This window comes from Pseudarthrobacter niigatensis, from assembly GCF_030812615.1.
GTDB classification, from domain to species: Bacteria; Actinomycetota; Actinomycetes; order Actinomycetales; family Micrococcaceae; genus Arthrobacter; species Arthrobacter niigatensis.
In genome coordinates this window covers 588075-606083 of the sequence record NZ_JAUSTB010000001.1, presented here as the reverse complement: position 1 = coordinate 606083, position 18009 = coordinate 588075, and the positions used below count along the sequence as shown (strand labels likewise).

Annotated in this window: 15 protein-coding genes; 6 read left to right on the top strand and 9 right to left on the bottom strand. The window is 62.7% G+C overall.

The window, feature by feature from the left end:
• Window positions 1-61 precede the first annotated feature (61 nt).
• The 9 genes from J2T23_RS02830 to J2T23_RS02790 form a co-directional block, all read right to left on the bottom strand.
• The gene (locus tag J2T23_RS02830; protein WP_307356929.1) at window positions 62-574 is read right to left on the bottom strand and encodes an SRPBCC family protein; all 513 of its coding nucleotides are present in this window, start codon (window positions 572-574) and stop codon (window positions 62-64) included.
• 312 nt (window positions 575-886) lie between these two features.
• Entirely contained in the window at window positions 887-1678 is a 792-nt protein-coding gene (gene ppgK, locus J2T23_RS02825; protein ID WP_307356927.1) for a polyphosphate--glucose phosphotransferase, read from the bottom strand.
• A gap of 4 nt (window positions 1679-1682) precedes the next feature.
• The gene (locus J2T23_RS02820) at window positions 1683-2684 is read right to left on the bottom strand and encodes a sugar phosphate isomerase/epimerase family protein (RefSeq protein WP_307356924.1); all 1002 of its coding nucleotides are present in this window, start codon (window positions 2682-2684) and stop codon (window positions 1683-1685) included.
• A gap of 2 nt (window positions 2685-2686) precedes the next feature.
• Entirely contained in the window at window positions 2687-3889 is a 1203-nt protein-coding gene (locus tag J2T23_RS02815; RefSeq protein ID WP_307356922.1) for a Gfo/Idh/MocA family protein, read from the bottom strand.
• 19 nt (window positions 3890-3908) lie between these two features.
• A complete protein-coding gene (locus J2T23_RS02810) occupies window positions 3909-5036 on the bottom strand; it encodes a Gfo/Idh/MocA family protein (RefSeq protein WP_307356920.1) in 1128 nt (375 codons plus the stop codon).
• Window positions 5033-5791, bottom strand: coding sequence for a sugar phosphate isomerase/epimerase family protein (locus tag J2T23_RS02805; protein ID WP_307356918.1), 759 nt, complete (start codon window positions 5789-5791; stop codon window positions 5033-5035). Before J2T23_RS02805 ends, J2T23_RS02810 begins: the two co-directional genes overlap by 4 nt.
• A 100-nt stretch (window positions 5792-5891) precedes the next feature.
• Window positions 5892-6869, bottom strand: coding sequence for a formylglycine-generating enzyme family protein (locus J2T23_RS02800; protein WP_307356916.1), 978 nt, complete (start codon window positions 6867-6869; stop codon window positions 5892-5894).
• The gene (locus tag J2T23_RS02795) at window positions 6866-7528 is read right to left on the bottom strand and encodes a PadR family transcriptional regulator (RefSeq protein ID WP_307356914.1); all 663 of its coding nucleotides are present in this window, start codon (window positions 7526-7528) and stop codon (window positions 6866-6868) included. The genes J2T23_RS02800 and J2T23_RS02795 overlap by 4 nt, the downstream gene beginning before the upstream one ends.
• A 5-nt stretch (window positions 7529-7533) precedes the next feature.
• Window positions 7534-9099 (bottom strand): sulfatase family protein, encoded by a 1566-nt coding sequence (locus J2T23_RS02790; protein ID WP_307356912.1) that lies wholly within the window; start codon window positions 9097-9099, stop codon window positions 7534-7536.
• Window positions 9100-9374: 275 nt separating this feature from the next.
• Between J2T23_RS02790 and J2T23_RS02785 the strand changes: the two genes are divergently transcribed.
• The 6 genes from J2T23_RS02785 to J2T23_RS02760 all read left to right on the top strand — a co-directional run bounded on the left by J2T23_RS02785 (window position 9375) and on the right by J2T23_RS02760 (window position 17998).
• A complete protein-coding gene (locus J2T23_RS02785) occupies window positions 9375-10904 on the top strand; it encodes an ABC transporter substrate-binding protein (protein WP_307356910.1) in 1530 nt (509 codons plus the stop codon).
• A gap of 60 nt (window positions 10905-10964) precedes the next feature.
• On the top strand, window positions 10965-11906 hold the full coding sequence (locus tag J2T23_RS02780) for an ABC transporter permease (RefSeq protein WP_307356908.1): 942 nt from the start codon (window positions 10965-10967) through the stop codon (window positions 11904-11906).
• Entirely contained in the window at window positions 11903-13741 is a 1839-nt protein-coding gene (locus J2T23_RS02775) for a dipeptide/oligopeptide/nickel ABC transporter permease/ATP-binding protein (protein WP_307356906.1), read from the top strand. Before J2T23_RS02780 ends, J2T23_RS02775 begins: the two co-directional genes overlap by 4 nt.
• A complete protein-coding gene (locus J2T23_RS02770; protein ID WP_307356904.1) occupies window positions 13738-14574 on the top strand; it encodes an ATP-binding cassette domain-containing protein in 837 nt (278 codons plus the stop codon). The genes J2T23_RS02775 and J2T23_RS02770 overlap by 4 nt, the downstream gene beginning before the upstream one ends.
• A 332-nt stretch (window positions 14575-14906) precedes the next feature.
• Complete coding sequence (locus J2T23_RS02765; RefSeq protein WP_307356902.1) at window positions 14907-16283, top strand: sulfatase family protein; 1377 nt, start codon at window positions 14907-14909, stop codon at window positions 16281-16283.
• Window positions 16280-17998: a sulfatase family protein gene (locus J2T23_RS02760; protein ID WP_307356900.1), complete on the top strand. Its 1719-nt coding sequence runs from the start codon at window positions 16280-16282 to the stop codon at window positions 17996-17998. Before J2T23_RS02765 ends, J2T23_RS02760 begins: the two co-directional genes overlap by 4 nt.
• Window positions 17999-18009: the final 11 nt, after the last annotated feature.

The following is an 18009-nucleotide window of genomic DNA, read 5'->3' as shown; positions in this document are numbered from 1 at the left end:
GGCTAACTTGCTTACATCCTAGAACTGTTGTCCTCAGCTGGCTAGGTGAATGTAGACGGGTCTACGCAGGTTTCTCGGCGCGGTTGTTGGCCAGTTCCCGCTGCAAGCCCTTTTCCCCCTGCCGCATCATCAGGGCATGTGCTGCTACGAAGGCCGGAGCGGCAACCGGTGTCAGTACGTGCATCCAGCGTTGGGTAGGCCGTACGCGCCACTCTATGTCCATACGCGTTGCATCGTCTTGCTCTTGGGGGACCAGCGTGACCCGCCCTGTGCCCTGCAAGTGCCCCCCGGCGTCGAACTCTATTTCATGAGGCGCGGCGACTTTCGTGGGGTGGATTGTGATGGTGAGCGTGTAACCCAGGAACGCCTTGAAGTTGAGGTGGGCTGTGGTGGCCTTCAGGATTTCCTCCTGACCCTCGCTCGGCGCTTCGGTTCGCTCAAGCGGCGCAGCGAAGGTGCAGTGCGGCCACCACTGGGGCCAACTCATATCGGTGTCTGCGATCACGGCCCACACCTTTTCGGGCGAGGCGGGGAGCTGCCATGTAGAGCTGAGGTCGAAGAGGCGCGGCTGCATATGAATATCTTGGCACCAACTCCAGCACGCACTGCTCCACCGGCTTCGCGAGGCAAGCAAGGAAGGCATTTTCGACGTCTCCGGCCTCGTCGAGCATAACTCTGTGCTTCGGGCTGGTTGTCAGGTAGGACTCTAAGACTCAACAGTTGGCATGTGCAGGAACAGCCTTTCGAACCCTATTCTGACGCGCTTTTCGCCGCTGCCTGACGTCAGGTTGGGGTGTACTTTCCTCAACACGTAAGGAGGCCTTTTTCGGTTGAAGCCGCACTGAACTGCAGACCGGAGTCCCTCCGAAGATGCCTCTAGCAGTTCTTAGATCACATTGGGTTCCGGCGCAAAGGTTTGGTGTACTGACACCCGAAGGGCCGCGCCTATGATGCCAGCATTGTTCCTAAGTCGAGCGGGGACGATCGGGGCATTCAGTCTCAAGTTGGGAAGGTACTCATCGGCGCAGGCCGAGATCCCCCCGCCCACGATGAACAGGTCGGGGGAGAAAATGAACTCGATATGGGAGAAGTAGCGTTGAAGAACGACACTGTATTCTTCCCAGCTCAGTTCGTTTCTCTCACGGGCCACGGCTGAGGCTTTGGTTTCAGCGTCAGAGCCATCGAGCTCAAGATGCCCCAGTTCGGAGTTGGGCACGAGTTTTCCGTCGAATACCAAGGCGGACCCGATTCCTGTTCCGAGCGTGATTACTAGAACGATTCCACTAACGCCTTTCCCGGCTCCGTAGGTCACCTCGGCTAATACAGCAGCGTCGGCATCGTTGATGACTTCGACCGTCCGTTGAAGACGGTTAGCGAAAAGGGTTTGAATATCGCAGCCAACCCATGAAGGGTCCAAGTTTGCCGCTGACCGGGAAACTCCGTCCTGGATGACTCCAGGATATGTAACCCCTATCGCCGCCGCCCTGCGTCCTTCCATCTGCCTTTCCAACTGCTGGACGACTTTTGAGACTGCATCAGCAACAGCATTTGGTGTCGCCGGAAGTGGCGTTTGGACGCGTACGATATCTCCTTCAAGGCGACCGGCTGTGAGGTCGGCAATGCCGCCCTTAATCCCGGTGCCTCCGATGTCGATGCCAATTGTGAACGGTGCGGTCACGTGTTCAGTCCTTGCTGCTGAAGGCGGCGTCGAAGGACGTTTGGGAGGCGGGGAAGTCGTATTTCTTGAGGGCTGCGAGGGCTTCGGGGGCGCCGTGGAGGCGGTCCATGCCGGCGTCTTCCCATTCGATGCTGATGGGGCCGTTGTAGCCGATGGCGGCCAGGGCGCGGAAGGAGGCTTCCCAGGGGACGTCGCCGCGGCCTGCGGAGACGAAGTCCCAGCCGCGGCGGGGGTCGCCCCAGGGCAGGTGGGAGCCCAGGACGGTGTTGCGTCCGGTTTGGCGGATCTTGGTGTCTTTGCAGTCGACGTGGTAGATCCGGTCTTTGAAGTCCCATATGAAGGAGACGGGGTCCATGCCTTGCCACATCATGTGGGAGGGGTCCCAGTTCAGGCCGAACGCTTCGCGGTGGCCGATGGCGTCGAGGGTGCGGTGGGTGGTCCAGTAGTCGTAGGCGATCTCGCTGGGGTGGACTTCGTGGGCGAACCGGATGCCGTGTTCGTCGAAGACGTCCAGGATGGGGTTCCAGCGGTCGGCGAAGTCCTGGTAGCCGGCGTCGATGGTTTTTTCGGGGACGGGCGGGAACATGGCGACGTATTGCCAGATGGAGGAGCCGGTGAACCCGACGACGGTGTCCACGCCGAGGGCTTTGGCGAGCCGGGCGGTGTGCTTCATTTCTTCGGCGGCGCGTTGGCGGACGCCTTCGGGGTCGCCGTCGCCCCAGACTTTGGCGCGGACGATGGCTTCGTGGCGGAAGTCGATGGGGTCATCGCAGACGGCTTGGCCGGTGAGGTGGTTGGAGATGGCCCAGACTTTGAGGTTGTACTTGTCCAGGATGGCGAGTTTGGAGTCGATGTAGCCGGGTTCGTCCCAGCGCCAGGCGTCGAGGTGGTCGCCGGAGACGGCGATTTCGAGGCCGTCGTAGCCCCAGCCGGAGGCCAGGCGTGCGACTTCCTCGAAGGGCAGGTCGGCCCACTGGCCGGTGAACAGGGTAAACGGGCGGGGCATGGTCAGGCTCCTTCTGCGACGAGTGACTTGGCGTGCACGGGGGTGAGAACACTCCTGTTGCTGGCGGATTCCTCGACTGACGCCAGGACACGCTGAACCTGCAGGCCTTCCTCGAACGACGGCGAGGGCTGCGTTCCGTCCTTGATGGCCAGCAGGAAGTCGCGGACCTGGTGGGTGAAGGTGTGTTCCCAGCCGATGATGTGGCCCTGCGGCCACCAGGCGGCGAGGTAGGGGTGCTCGGGTTCGTTGACCAGGATCCGGCGGAAGCCCTGTTCGCGGGACGGGAGGGTGGCGTCCAGGAAGCCGAGCTCATTGAGGTTTTCCAAGTCGAAGGTCAGGGAACCTTTGGTGCCATAGATCTCGATCTGCATAGAATTCTTCTGTCCAGTGGCCACCCGAGAGGCTTCGACAGAAGCACCCATATCGCCGGTGAGCCATAGCGTGGCCCATGCAGCGTCATCGACAGTGACGTTTTCCATACCTTGATCGCCCGGCCGCTGTGTGACAAACGTCTTCAACGTACCTGATGCTTCCATGACGGCCTGGCCGGTCAGGAACTGGATTTGGTCGATGGCGTGGGATGCGATGTCGCCCAAGGCGCCGGAGCCGGCGGTTTCCTTGCGCAGCCGCCAGGTCATGGGTGCCTGGGCGTCGGAGAGCCAGTCCTGGAGGTAGGCGGCGCGGACGTGCCGGACCGTGCCGAGCCGGCCTTCGCTGATGAGTTCCCTGGCGAGGGCCAGGGCAGGGACGCGGCGGTAGTTGAAACCGATCATGGACTGCACGCCCCTGGCGCGGGCCTTGGCGGCGGCGGCGGTCATGAGTTCGGCCTCGGCCAGCGTGTTCGCGAGCGGCTTTTCGACCAGGACGTGCTTGCCGGCCTCCAGGGCGGCGATGGCAATCTCGGCGTGCATCCAGCCGGGTGCGCAGATGTCGATGATATGGATGTCGTCGCGGTTGATGACTGACCGCCAGTCGGTGGCGGACTCGGCCCAGCCATACCTGGCGGCTGCTTCGGCCACCGCGGTGGCGTCCCGGCCCACCAGGACCTTCTGCTCGAAGGCCGGGACGTCGAAGAAGCTGGCCACGTTCCGCCACGCGTTGGAATGGGCTTTGCCCATGAAGGCGTAGCCGATGGCGGCAACCCCCAACGGGCGGCCGGACCGTCGGGAGGGCGTGGATTCGGATGGGTGTGCGGGTGTGCTCATGATGCGTTCCTGCTGCCTGTCAGAGGGTGGCGGTTTCCGGGGCCCAGTCCTCCGGGATGGGGGAGGATGCCGGGGCTGAGCTGTCGACGTCGACGAACGTGCCGGCGTCGATGGACTCGCTGATGGAAACCATGGTGTCCAGCACGTGGTAGGCCAGGTTGCCGGTGGCACGGTGCGGGACGCCGGCGCGGAGGGACCGGGCCATGTCCAGCACGCCCATGCCGCGGCCGTTGGCCGGACCCGTGGCCGGGATGGTGGTCCAGTCCTCGTCGCCGGCGCGCCAGAGTTTGATGTCGCCGGTGAAGTAGTTCGGGTCCGGCAGGGAGAGCGTGGCCTCGGTCCCGGTGATCTCCACGAATCCCATCCGGGTGCGGGGGGACTCGAAGGAGAAGACGCTGTGCGAGGAAGCGCCCGACTCGAACTGGGCCATGGCTGAGACGTGGGTGGGTACCTCGACGGTGAATTCCTCGCCGGCCTTGGGGCCGGAGCCGATGACGCGCACGTCCTTGGCCTTGGAGCCGACGGCGGCCACCTTGCGGATGGAGCCGAAGGCCTGGACCAGGGTGGTCAGGTAGTACGGGCCCATGTCGAACAGCGGTCCGGCGCCGTGCTGGAAGAGGAACGCGGGATTGGGGTGCCAGGATTCCGGGCCAGGGGTCTGGAACGTGGTCATAGCCGTCAGCGGGGTGCCGATGTCGCCGCGCTGGATCAGCCGCAGGGCGGTCTGGATGCCGGCTCCGAGGAAGGTGTCGGGGGCGCAGCCGAGGCGGATGCCGGCCGAGTCTGCGGTCTTGAGCAGGCCCAGGCCGGATTCACGGTCCAGGCTGAACGGCTTCTCGGTCCAGACGTGCTTGCCGGCGTTGACGGCGGCGGTGGCCACCTCCACATGGGCTGCGGGAATAGTGAGGTTGACGATGATTTCGACGTCGGGATGGTTCAGGGCCTTGTCCACCCCGCCCCACTCGGCGATGCCGTATTCCTTGGCGCGGGCCTCGGCGGCCTCTTCGAAGAGGTCGGCAATGACGTGGACTTTCAGGTCCGGGAATGCGGTGAGGTTATCCAGGTACTGCTTGCTGATGACCCCGGCGCCGATGACGCCGACGCCGACCGGTCCTTTGCGTGTAGAGGGTGCTGCGGGGGTGCTCACGCGGTGGCTCCTTCTGTGGTGCTGTTGGCTGCGTTGTTGAGGAAGGCCAGGCTCTGGGCGATGCCCTCGAAGATGTCGCCGGAGTAGTCGTCGAACTCCACCACGCCCACCTCCAGGGACTTTGCCGCGGCAATGACATCCAGGACCGGTACCTTGCCCTGGCCTGCCGGCTGCTGTTCCTTGTTGTCCCTTGTCAGCGGGCCGTCCTTGATGTGGATGAACTTCACCCGGTCACCGAGCCTGCCCAGCAGCTCCACGGGGTCCTGGCCACCGACGGCTGCCCAGTAGGTGTCCACTTCAAGGACCAGTTCCGGGTCCAGCAGGCTTTCAAAATACTCCAGCGCGGTGCGGCCATCAATGCTGGACTCCAGCTCCCAGGCGTGGTTGTGGTAGCCAACACGGATGCCGTACTCCGCGCCCTTCCTGGCGGCGGCGTTGAGCTTTGCGGCAGTGGCCTGGATGTCCTCGGCGTTCTGCCAGTGCTCCGCCGGCAGGTAGGGGTCGATGACAGTGGTGATGCCCAGTTCCTTCGCCGCAGCGAAGATTTCGTCCTGGTCCTGGCTCAGCAGCGGCGCGTGCCCGGACGGGGCGGTCAGGCCGTTCTCCTTCAAGGCGGCGCCGAGTTCCTTGGCCGTGGCAACGAAGTTGTACGGCTCAACCTGGGTGAAACCGATATCAGCAACCTTCCTAATAGTTCCGGCGAGGTCCTCGGACATGGCGGTGCGGAGCGTGTAGAGCTGCAGTGAATAGGACATGGGTTTTCCTTGTTCTTGGGTAGGGCGGAGCCAGGGGTAATGGTGGCGCGCGAAAGTGCTGGCGCGCTGGTAGCTGGCCTGCCTGGGGTTGCTTGGCGCTCTAAAGCGCGACGGTACGGAATCCGCAGTTGCCGCTGGATGATTCCGGGGTGTTGGACGTGCGTGCTGCCACGCGGTATCGGTTGCAGTAGGAATCGTGACAGAGGTAGGAACCGCCACGCATGACGCGTCCGGCGCCGATAGTGGGACCTCGCGGGTTATCGGTTGGTGAGTTGCGGTAGTACTTGGGCAGGAACCAGTCAGAGCACCACTCCCAAACGTTGCCCGCTACTTCGTAGAGGCCGTAACCGTTGGGTGGGAAAGCCTTCACCGGCGCCGTTCCCAGATAGCCATCGTCGGTTGTGTTCTTCTGGGGGAAGCTGCCTTGCCAGATGTTGCAGCGGTGTTCACCGTTAGGTGTTAGCTCGTTGCCCCAGGCATACCGCATACCTTCCAAGCCGCCGCGGGCAGCGTACTCCCACTCCGCCTCGGTGGGCAATCGACGCCCAGCCCAATGACAGTAGGCAAGGGCATCGGTGTGCGATACGTGGACAACAGGATGATCCGGGATGGCCTCCCAGTGTGAGTCAGGTCCTGTGGGATGCGCCCAGTCGGCCCCACGGATATTCAGCCACCACGGTGCTCCTGCCGCGGCTCCGAGGATGTCATCTTTTGTGGAGGTAGAGAGCAAGTGGAAGACAGCAGATGAGCCAAAAGCCTCGGCTTCGGTACGGTAGCCGGAGTCTGCCATGAAGGCAGCAAACATCTTGTTGGTGACCGTTGTGGCGTCGATGGCGAATGAATCGACGTGGACCTGGTGGGTGGGTGACTCACCATCGCGGGGATATCCTTCGCCAAAGGTATCTCCCATGGTGTACGTTCCGCCGGGCAGCGAAATGTCCTCGTGGGTCAGTTTGGGTGATCCGGTGGACGGGGTATGCGTCTGAGCCGCCTCTGGCGTTCCACTTGAGTCGCGTTTCGGCGCGCAACAGCTCTTGCCATGGCCTGCACTGGAGTCACTCAACGTCAGGGGGATCATTGCTTCCTCGTCAGGTCCCGTTGCCGGATCATGGCCTCCAAGCGCACTTCCGTCGCTTCGAGCCATGCCATCAGGCTGTTGACCATATAGAGGCCCCTCTCGCTCTGCAGCCTGACGAGTTCCTCCCGCCAGTACCGGTCGTCTTCATCCTCGTCAGGGGCGAAGTCTTCCTCTGCCAGAGCGATGACAATAAGGTGGTTTTGGCGGTGCTCGCGCCGGAAGCTCAGTTCGGCCCGGACGAGTTCCAGAGCCTTTTCCGGGCTCTGTGATCCCGCGAATTTAAGCCGTACCTGGAAATCAGGGTCCAGTGGCCGCATGGGGGGTTCATACGGGGAGTCAATCCATTCCTGCAGTTTCCGGCGGCCTTCGTTGGTTATTTCGTACAGCTTGGCGTCCGGTCCGGAATCCCGAGGGTCGGGGACCGGAGTGGCCCATCCCCGGTCCACGATTTTGCCGAGTTGGCGGTAAATCTGGGAGGTCTGTGCGCTGTAACCAACGTAAGGACCGTGGAGGTCAAGCCATTTGCGGACGTCGTATCCGGTGCGGGCGCTGGTACTCAGCAGACTTAGAAGAATCACCTCGAGTCGGCCCAGTGATGCCCCGGTCTCGGCGCGGGAACGCTTCAACGCCGGTACTTTTTCGACAGGTACGGTCACCATTTGTCCTACTCCTCCGCCATGACTGTTGCAGCAAACCGCTTCCGCATTGCCGTCCGATCTTCCTCGCTTATGGGCACCTGCGCGTGCCAGGAGACGTGTGTCGCCGAGTTGCCGGGGTTCAAACGTTCCTCAAGGTGCTTGGCGAGGTGACCCCGACCGGTGTTACGAAGATGCTGCATGTAGTCCTTGGGCTGATTGTAGAGGGTAGGCCCTACCTGAAGCGCTCCCTGCATCGGGTCCGGAAGCGCTCCCGGCGTTCCCGCATAGAATCCGAGCCACTCCATGAGGTTGGACCGCATCTGGGCAGCGAGAACATGCTCAGCATCGATCAGGTTTTTCGTGAGGTAGGGGTCCTCGGTGACGTTGAACAGGGACTCGAGTTCGGCCCGGAAACAGCCTGGGTGGTAGGTGCGGATGTACAGGTGGTCTCGGGTGCGCACTGCCCGCTGGTAGGTGTGGGCCCCGTGTCCCCAGACGAGGTAGGGACGCGACTCGATGGCTTCTCCGCGTACGGCCGGGGCGTAGGAGGCGCCTTGCCACTTTTCCGGCTGCTGGAGTCCCAACAGGTCCAGCAGCGTCGGGGCGTAGTCAATGTTGTATAGCAGTGCGTCGTTGTGGCGGCCAGCTACGCCTGGTTGGTCTGTGATGCCCGGCCAGTGGATGATCATGGGGAGGCGATGCACAGGTTCGGAGGCGAGGCCATGTTCGGCGTAGAGGCCAAGCTCGCCAAAGGATTCGCCGTGATCCGAGGAGACGATGATCGCGACGTCGTCGGCCAGTCCCATCTCCTCGATGGACCGGCGAAGCCTGCCGAACTCTGAATCCCAGAAATGGATGGCCCCGTCGTAGCCATTGATCAGGTGTTCGAAGTCGGCCCGGGTGCGGATCTCGTCCGGCATGTTCTGGGGGACACGGGATTTCTTCGGGCCCCCGGAGTAGTGGAGATCAAGGGCGCTGCGTGCGCCGTATACCTCGGCGTGGCCATCAATGGCCTCCTGGTCAGGCCAGGCGGGCGCGGGGCCGGAAGCCGCGGCCTTCTGTGTCCACGACTCGTCCTGCAGGTAGTCTGTGTGCGGGTCCCAGTAGGTGACGTGGAGGTACCAGTCTTCAACGTCCCGGTGCTTCCCGATCCACTCCAGGGCGGCATCAGTGATCATGTCTGCCGGTTCGTCGCCCATGTCGGGGGTAACCTGGACGTTTTCCCTGAAGTTGCCCATGAAGTAATACGCCCGGTGCCGTTCAGCGAACGATGAGACCGCCGCGCACGTGTAGCCGGCCATGTTCAGCGCCTGGCCCAGAAGCGGCCGCTGAGGATGCGGCGCATGGCCTGCATCAAGGCGGAACCGTGCATCGTCGCCGAAGTGCCCGATGACACCATTGGTGATCCCATGCTGGCCGCTGGTCAGCGCTGTCCGGGAGGGCAGGCACGGGGAGTCTGAGCAGTAATACCGGTCAAAGACCACGCTGCTCTTAGCCATCTCGTCCAGGTTGGGCGTGATGTTCCTGGCATAGCCATAGGCGCCGGTGTGGTCGGGGCGGAGCGAGTCCACGTCCACATAGATGATCTTCATCGATCCATTCCAATCTGCTGGTTGCCGCTGAAGTCTGCGTGCGGTCGCCGCCGGTCGCGCTACGGTCCGCTGATGTCATCATTTATAGCACTAGTGGAAATCATTGAATAGGTATTTGTGCGGATTTGGTCGGTCGAAACTATTTCACAAGTTAACTAGCGGGTGCCTTGTGTTCTGGTTCACACTGTGCCATTCTCGAGTAACTGCTCAATGCTGAGCGGAAGGTACTGCGGCGAGAAACAGCTGGGTGCCTCCACAGCTGAAAGGACGTAATGATGCGTTTTAAGAAGGCCGCCGTTGCAGCCACAATCGCCGCCGGTCTGGCGCTGGCCGGATGCGGTGGCAGCAGCGGGACCAGCGGCGCGGCGAAATCATCCCCCAGCCTTGTTGTTGGCAACATCATTCCCCCGGCAACGTTCGAAGCGCGGAACATCAACTGGGGCAACCAGTCGGTGTACTTCCAGGCGGTGTACGACAGCCTCCTCAAGCCCTCGCCCAACGGCAAGGACGTCGAAGCCAACCTCGCTACGGAATGGAACTACAACGCAGATAAGACAGTCCTTACGATGAAACTGCGTGATGACGTCACCTTCACCGACGGCACTGCGTTCACCGCCGATGTCGCAGCTAAGAATCTTCTTCGCTTCCGGGACGGAACGTCGCCCCAGAAGAGCAAGATCGTGGATCTGGCAGACGCCACTGCCAAGGACAAAAGCACTCTGGAAATCAAGCTCAAGCAGGCGAATCCGGCGTTCCTGATCTACCTCGCCCAAGCTGCCGGCATGCAGGAAAGCCCCGCGGCTTTTGACAAGTCAGATGTGCAGACCAACCCGGTCGGTTCCGGACCCTACATTCTTAATACCGGTTCCAGTGTTGTCGGGACGTCGTACAAGTTCGACAAGAACCCCAAGTACTGGAACCCGGACGCGGTCAAGTACGACAGTCTGACCATCAACGTCTACAACGACTCGACCTCATTGCTCAACGCCCTGCGCGGCAAACAACTGGATGCCTCTGCAATCAACGATGTCAGCATCATTCCCCAGGTAAAGGCCGCCGGCTTCACCGACAACGGCAGCAATTTGAATTTCGCCGGCCTGATGCTGTTTGACCGTGCCGGGCAAAGCAATCCGGCGCTGGGCAAGGTCGAAGTGCGGCAAGCCATTAACTATGCCGTCGACCGGGACGCCTTCCTCAAGGCCGTGGGCCTGGGCTTCGGCGAAGTGACCGGCCAGGTCTTCCGTGAAGACTCACCGGCTTACGACAAGTCCTTGAACGACACCTACAAGTTCGATCCTGCCAAGGCCAAGGACTTGCTCGCCAAGGCGGGCTACCCCAACGGCTTTGACCTGACCATCCCCACCTCCCCGGGATTCCCAAAGCAGATGTGGCCGCTGCTGCAGCAGCAGCTGGGCGACGTGGGGATTAAGGTTTCCTACACCGACGTCGGACAGAACATCATCGCCGACCTTCAGGCCAAGAAATACGGGGTGTCATACTTCACGCTGCAGCGCGACGCGAACGAATGGCAGCTCATCAGCAACCTTCTGGCCCCCACAGCAACCTGGAACACCTTCAAATACCAGGATTCCACGGTGGATGCGTTGGTATCCAAAATCCGCACCGCGGAGGGCGCTGACCGTGACTCCGCTCTGAAGGAACTGAACAAGTACGTCGTTGACCAGGCTTGGTTCGCCCCGTGGTACACACCCACGAACTTCTTCGTCACCAATGCAAAGACGAAGGTCGAACTGAACCAGGGCAACGCCTGGCCCAACCTCTGGAACATCACGCCCAAGGCATAGGACCACTGCCGGGGGCCGACTCAAGCCCCCGGCAGCCCTACCCACTGAAAGATCACCATCATGATTTCATTCATCGTGAAAAGGCTGCTCACCGGCATCGTCATGCTCGCCGCCATTACTACCGTCGGGTTCACGCTGCTGTATCTGGGCGGCGGTGACATTGCCAGGAAGATTCTCGGCGAGTCCGCGGACGCCCAAACTGTCGCCCAGAAGGCACAGGAACTCGGCCTTGACCGTCCCGTCCTGGTCCAATACGGCGACTGGGTAGTCCACGCCCTTTCCGGAGACTTCGGCTCTTCATGGTTCAGCGGCCAGACGGTGTCGGCCGCCATCATCTCCCGGCTGTCCGTCACCCTGTCCCTTGTCATCGGCACCGTACTTGTCGTCGCTATCGTCTCCGTAGTCCTTGGCGTCCTCGCAGCGACCAGACGGGGATGGGTCGACAAGCTTGCCCAGCTGCTCGCCGTCCTCGGCCACGCCATCCCTGGATTCCTCTTCGCCGTCGGCCTCGTTCTGTTCTTTGCGCTGACCCTGGGCTGGTTCGACCCCACAGGGTACGTCCCCTTTACAGAATCACCCACAGGATGGCTCAAGACCGTGACCCTGCCGGTGATTGCCCTGGCGCTGGGTGGCATCGCCAACGTCACTCAACAGATCCGAGGCGCCGTCATCGACGCCCTTCGCAACGACTACGTCCGCACCCTCCGCAGCCGCGGAATACCCGAGCGGACGGTCATCCTCAAGCACGTCCTGCGCAACGCCGCAGGCCCGGCCCTGGCAGTCCTGGCCGTCATCTTCGTTGGGCTCCTCGGCGGAGCAGTCATCGTGGAGCAGGTCTTTGCGATCCCCGGCCTGGGACAAGTAGCCGTCCAAGCCACAACCCAGGGTGATATCCCACTCGTCATGGGCTTGCTTGTCTCAACGGGTGTCATCGTCATCGTCTTCAACCTCCTGGTCGACCTGGCCCAGGGCTGGCTCAACCCGAAAGTGCGTCTGTCATGACAACTCCTGCACATACCACTGACCCCGAGATCGTCGTCGCACCCCGCGATGGCACCAGGGTTTCCCTGTTCCGCCGGGTACTGCGCAACCCCCTCGCCGTCGCATCGATGGCCTTCCTGACCATTGCCGTGATCACCGCGGTATTTGCCCAGTTCCTGGCCCCGCACGATCCCAACAACGCTGTCATCCAGAACGTCCTCGCCCCTCCTGGCGCGGACAATCCGCTCGGCGCCGACGGCGCAGGCCGGGATGTGCTGTCCCGGTTGATTTTCGGCGCCCAGTTCAGCCTCGCCGGTGCCCTGGTCGCACTGCTGACCGCAATGGTCATCGGCGTCACCGGCGGGCTGCTGGCCGGCTACTTTGGCAAGTGGATCGACACCCTCTGGACCTGGGTGATCTCGCTGATGATGGCCCTGCCGACCATCATCGTCCTATTGGCAGCACGCGCCGTCGTTGGACCCTCGCTGTGGCTGTCGATGCTGATCTTCGGCGTCATGCTCTCCCCGGCGTTCTTCCGGCTGGTCTACGCCTCGGTCACCGCGGTCCGGAACGAACTTTACGTCGACGCCGCCCGCGTCTCAGGACTCAGCGACGCCCGCATCATCGCCATCCACATCCTCTCGGTCGTCCGCGCTCCGATCGTGATCCAGTCCGCCATCGTCGGTGGTATCGCCCTGGCCGTCCAGTCGGGGCTGGAATTCCTTGGCCTGGGCGACATCAATGTCCCCACCTGGGGTTCGATGCTCAGCGACGGCTTCACCAACCTCTACACCTCCCCGATGCTGATCCTCTGGCCCGCCCTGGCCATCGGCCTTACCCTTATCTCCCTGACCCTGCTCGCCAACAGCCTGCGCGACGAGCTCGAACGCGCGAACGCACCCCGCAAACAGGGCCGCAAGAAGAAAGCCACAGCCGCCGTGACCGATGTCAAGGCGGTGGAGGACATCATCCGGCACCCGGAACCGGCGGCTCCAGAAGGAGAAATCGTCCTCGAAATCTCCAACCTCTCCGTGGGTTACCCTGCTCCCGATGGCGGCATCAAAAAGGTCGTCCATGACGTTTCCCTGACAGTCCGCAGGGGAGAGGTACACGGCCTCGTTGGCGAATCAGGTTCAGGCAAGACGCAGACCGCATGGTCAGTCCTCCGGCTTCTGCCCGAAGGCGGCAAGATCGTGGGCGGCTCCATCCATTTCCAGGGCAAAGACCTCACCAAGGCGCCCGCACGGGATATGGAAAAGATGCGCGGGCGGAACATCGCCTACATCCCCCAGGAACCCATGTCCAACCTGGACCCGTCATTCACCATCGGCAGCCAACTCGTTGAGCCCATGCGCATCCAGCTTGGAATCACAGCCAAAGAAGCCAAGGAGCGTGCGCTGAGACTGCTTGCACGAGTGGGCATCCCGAACCCTGAACGCACCTTTGCCGCCTACCCCCACCAAGTCTCCGGCGGCATGGCCCAGCGCGTTCTGATCGCCGGGGCCATCTCCTGCAACCCGGACCTCCTGATTGCCGACGAACCCACCACCGCCCTGGACGTCACCGTCCAGGCCGAAGTTCTGGACCTGCTCCGCGATCTCCAGTCCGAGTTCCAGATGGCAGTCGTGCTGGTAACGCACAACTTTGGGGTCGTCGCCGACCTTTGTGACCGCGTATCCGTCATGCGCCTCGGACGGATCGTCGAAACCGGCCCCACCGAGCCCATCTTCGAATCCCCGCGCCACCCCTACACCCAGGAACTCCTCGGCGCCATCCTCAGCGACGCCGAACCGCGCGGCCCCCTCGTTACCACCGGAAGCACCGCCGTCCCAACCCCGAATGGAGCAGTCCGATGACTGAAGCACTGCTGGACATCCAGAACGTCACCGTCGAATACCCCGGCCACGGCTTCCGCGGCAAACCCTTCCGGGCACTGCACAGCGTCTCCGTCGATGTCCAAAAAGGCGAGTGCGTAGGTCTGGTTGGCGAATCCGGATCGGGCAAGACCACGCTCGGCAGGGCCGTCCTTGGCCTGGCTCCCGTCACCGAAGGCAAAGTGTTGTTCCGCGGAGAGGACATCTCCCACGCCAACCGCGCCGACCGCCGCCGGCTAGCCAGCGACATCCAGGTCGTTTTCCAGGACCCCTACACGTCCCTGAACCCCTCCCTGACGGTGGAACAGATCCTGTCCGAACCGCTTGATGTCCGCAAGGTCCCCCGGGCTGAATCGTCCAAGCGCATCAAGGACCTCTTCGACATGGTGCGCCTGCCGGCCGACGCCGGAAACCGCCTCCCGCGGGAGTTCTCCGGCGGCCAGCGCCAGCGCATCGCCATCGCCCGTGCGCTGGCGCTCAAACCAGCGCTGATCGTCTGCGACGAGCCAGTATCCGCCCTTGACCTCTCGACCCAGGCACGTGTCCTGGAACTGTTCAAGGACATCCAGGAACAAACCCAGGTCGCCTACCTCTTCGTTTCCCACGACCTCGAGGTCGTCCGGCACATCAGCCACCGCGTGGCGGTGATGTACCGGGGCGAAATTGTCGAATTCGGCGACGGGGACCAGGTCACCAGCCAGCCCCAGCACCCCTACACGCAACGCCTGTTCTTCGCCGCGCCGGTAGCAAACCCAAAGGCGCAGGCACTCCGCCGGGAAGAACGCCGCCAGCTGCTTGCTACCCAGAACGCATAAGAGAACGAATCACGTGAGCGGAACAGTCGTCGGTTTCTGACACGGACAACGCAGAGAACGTCACCAGGCTCGGTGCGAATTCCCTCGGAGGTGCCCCAGCCGTCACGTACGACGCCATCAGGGGCAGGGCCGCTGACACGCTGATCACAGAAGCCGCCCACCTGGACACCACGTTCATCATCGTGAGGAACCGCAGGATGCAAGGCATCGGGAGGGTCATAGGCAGCACTGCCCGCAGCGTCGCCCACAACGCCCCCGCGACGTTTACATTGCCAACATCTACGGCGCGGACTGACAGCACAAAACCTTGGAACGAAGCAAAGGCAACACAAGTGACAAACATCCTTCTGATCACGGCCGACGACATGGACGGCAACACTCCCGGCGCTTTCGGAGGTCCGGATGACGCAACCCCCAACCTCGACCGGCTGGCCGGGGAAGGTATGGTGTTTGGCCGCGCCCACGTCCCGGCAGCGGTCTGCCAGCCAAGCCGCTCCGCCCTCATGACGGGGCTCTGGCCGCACCGCAACGGCGCTGAAGGCTTCGAACCCATCAATGACGGCATCGGCGTGATCAACGACCAGCTGAAGCAGGCCGGATACAGGGTGGGAATTCTCGGCAAGGTCGGACACATCCAGCCCGTGGAGCGATTCGGCTGGGACATGGCGGCCGATATGCGCCAGCTGGGCCTCGGGCGGAACCCCGAAGCCTACGGCACCCGCACCGAGGAGTTCATCGCCAATGCCTGCCGGGACGGCCACCCCTGGTTCCTGATGGCCAACGCCCACGACCCCCACCGACCGTTCCACGGCAGCGCCGCGGAGCGCGAATTCTGGACGGACGAGGAACGCAGCGAATACCCCGAACCGTCCAAGGTATTTGCTACCGGCGAAGTGGACGTTCCTGGCTTCCTTCCAGACATCCCCGGCGTGCGTGAAGAATACGCCGAATACCTGAGCTCGGCACGGCGGTGCGATGACGTGGTCGGAGCCGTGCTCGACGCACTCCAGCGAACCGGGCAAGCGGACGATACCCTCGTTATTTTCTTGTCCGACAACGGCATGGCCTTCCCGTTTGCCAAAGCCAACTGCTACCTCCGCAGCACCCTGACCCCGCTCATTGTCCGTTGGCCTGGGGTGACCAGACCGGGAACCAGCAACGACGACGCCTTCGTCAACATGCTGGACCTCTTTCCCACCTTTTGTGACGTCGCCGACGTCCGGGTACCCGACGGAATCGACGGCATCTCTCTCATCCCGCTCCTCAAAGGCGGGAGGGAACAGGGCCGCGACCGGGTGTTCACCGTCTTCCACGAAACGTCAGCCAAACAGCGTTTTGAGATGCGCTGCGTCCAGGACTCCCAGTACGGGTACATCTGGAACGGATGGGCGGACGGCAGCACGCAGTACCGCGCTGAGAACATGTGGGGGCTGTCGTGGCCGGCGATGCTTGAGGCAGCCGAAAACGACCAGGCCATCCGCCAGCGCGCCGACTTTTACCTCACCCGGGCCCGGGAAGAACTGTATGACCTCTCAGCCGACCCGAACTGCCTCACCAACCTCGCCGGCGACCCGGACCTTAAACCGGTGCTCACCCGGACGAGGAACAGTCTCGCGCACTGGATGGCCACCACCGGCGATCCAATGGCCCCGGAATTCCACTCGGGAGTCGGCCTGCCAGTTGCACACACTGCAGCGGGCGCCTCATGAGCAGCCCCAATGTGGTGTGGATTTCCACACATGACATCAACCCGGACCTTGGCTGCTACTCCGGGGAATGGCCGGGTGCCGACTACGCGCACACACCGAACCTGGACCGTCTGGCGGCAGAGGGCGCCCGGTTCGACCGGGCGTTCGCCGCTGCACCGGTCTGCGCGCCTGCGCGGTCAGCGATCATGACAGGCTGTTTCCCCAATGCCATCGGCACGATGCACATGCGTACCAAGGCCGTCCCACCGTCTGAAGTGAAGCTGTTGCCCCAATATTTCCGGGAAGCGGGCTACTACTGCACCAACAACTACTTCACTGACTTCCAGGTGGACGTCCCCCCCACCGTTTTTGATGACTGCAGCCCAACGGCGCACTGGCGCAACAGGCCGGATAAGGAAACGCCCTTCTTCGCAGCCTTCCACGGAATGACCACCCACGAGTCCCAGATCTACCTTGATGAGGAATCCTTCCAGCTGGCAACCTCTCATGTCGAGTCACAGGAGCGGCACGACCTGTCGGCCGCGCCGCTCCCGCCCTACTACCCGGACACGGAAGTCTTCCGGCGGGCATGGGCACGTTACGCGGATCTCATCACCGAGATGGACCACTGGGTCGGCGGCCTCCTTGACCAGCTGGAGGAAGACGGGCTCGTCGCGAACACCATCGTGGTCTTCTGGAGCGACCATGGCAGGGGAATGCCCCGGGCTAAGCGCTGGGCAACCGAAGCCGGTTTGCGGGTACCCCTGATCATCCGTTGGCCAGGTGTCATGTACCCTGGCTCAGTCCGGACTGACCTCGTTCACACCATGGATCTGGCTCCCACCATGCTCGAAGCCGGCGGGCTGGGCGTTCCTGCCCATATGCACGGCATGTCACTCCTGGGGCGGGACGGCACCTTCAATGACCGTCCCAATATGTACGTCTACGCCGGTCGGGACCGGATGGACGAATCGGAAGATACCTCCCGGACCGTTCGTGACGAACGGTACCGCTACGTCCGGAACTTCCATCCGGACCGCTCACCTATGCCGCACATCGACTACCCCGATCACACCGCGACCTGGGCAGAGCTCCGGCGATTGAGAGGGGAGGAAGCCAGGCAGCTGGCAAGCGGCGAGGCGCCCACTATCTTGAGTGACCTTCAACGGAGCCTCGTGGCGGCGTCCAAGCCTCATGAGGAACTCTACGACCTGGACCAGGACCCCCATGAGACCTGCAACCTCATCGGGGAGCCGAGGTACATGAAAGCCTTGGCCCGGTTAAGGGAAGTACTCAACACGTGGCAAAACGACATTGGAGACCTGGGAATGACGCCCGAACGCCAGCTGATGGAAGCCTGGCGGCCCGGCGGCGAGGCTCCAGTCACTGCAGCGCCGGCGTTGTCGATGACTGAGGAGGGCGTGGTGGCCGTCTGTTCGACGCCGGGTGCCTCCATCGGATGGACCCCGTTGCCGCGGCATGCCAAAGAACCCCGGAACCTCATGGACCGGGTGACCGGGAGCCCCGAGGAAGACGGCCGGACGTGGAATCTTTACACCGGCCCCGTCCCGACCAAGGAGGCCGGCGTCCTGCGGTTCAAGGCGTGGCGGCTTGGCTATTCCGCGAGTGACGAAAGCCTGCTGGCGACACCAGGACATGAGCCCGTCAAAGACGTACAGGGACACAGACTCCAGGACGAGTCGCCGGTCCCTACCGTGAACAACAACCTGCAGTGAAAGAAGGAACG

What these genes read in the sequence shown, in the direction of transcription:
- J2T23_RS02830 (WP_307356929.1), bottom strand. Translation starts at nt 574, where the DNA reads ATGCAGCCGCGCCTCTTCGACCTCAGCTCTACATGGCAGCTCCCCGCC.
- J2T23_RS02815 (WP_307356922.1), bottom strand. Translation starts at nt 3,889, where the DNA reads ATGAGCACACCCGCACACCCATCCGAATCCACGCCCTCCCGACGGTCC.
- J2T23_RS02775 (WP_307356906.1), top strand. Translation starts at nt 11,903, where the DNA reads ATGACAACTCCTGCACATACCACTGACCCCGAGATCGTCGTCGCACCC.
- J2T23_RS02760 (WP_307356900.1), top strand. Translation starts at nt 16,280, where the DNA reads ATGAGCAGCCCCAATGTGGTGTGGATTTCCACACATGACATCAACCCG.
- J2T23_RS02805 (WP_307356918.1), bottom strand. Translation starts at nt 5,791, where the DNA reads ATGTCCTATTCACTGCAGCTCTACACGCTCCGCACCGCCATGTCCGAG.
- J2T23_RS02770 (WP_307356904.1), top strand. Translation starts at nt 13,738, where the DNA reads ATGACTGAAGCACTGCTGGACATCCAGAACGTCACCGTCGAATACCCC.
- J2T23_RS02780 (WP_307356908.1), top strand. Translation starts at nt 10,965, where the DNA reads ATGATTTCATTCATCGTGAAAAGGCTGCTCACCGGCATCGTCATGCTC.
- J2T23_RS02820 (WP_307356924.1), bottom strand. Translation starts at nt 2,684, where the DNA reads ATGCCCCGCCCGTTTACCCTGTTCACCGGCCAGTGGGCCGACCTGCCC.
- J2T23_RS02790 (WP_307356912.1), bottom strand. Translation starts at nt 9,099, where the DNA reads ATGAAGATCATCTATGTGGACGTGGACTCGCTCCGCCCCGACCACACC.
- J2T23_RS02795 (WP_307356914.1), bottom strand. Translation starts at nt 7,528, where the DNA reads ATGGTGACCGTACCTGTCGAAAAAGTACCGGCGTTGAAGCGTTCCCGC.
- J2T23_RS02800 (WP_307356916.1), bottom strand. Translation starts at nt 6,869, where the DNA reads ATGATCCCCCTGACGTTGAGTGACTCCAGTGCAGGCCATGGCAAGAGC.
- J2T23_RS02785 (WP_307356910.1), top strand. Translation starts at nt 9,375, where the DNA reads ATGCGTTTTAAGAAGGCCGCCGTTGCAGCCACAATCGCCGCCGGTCTG.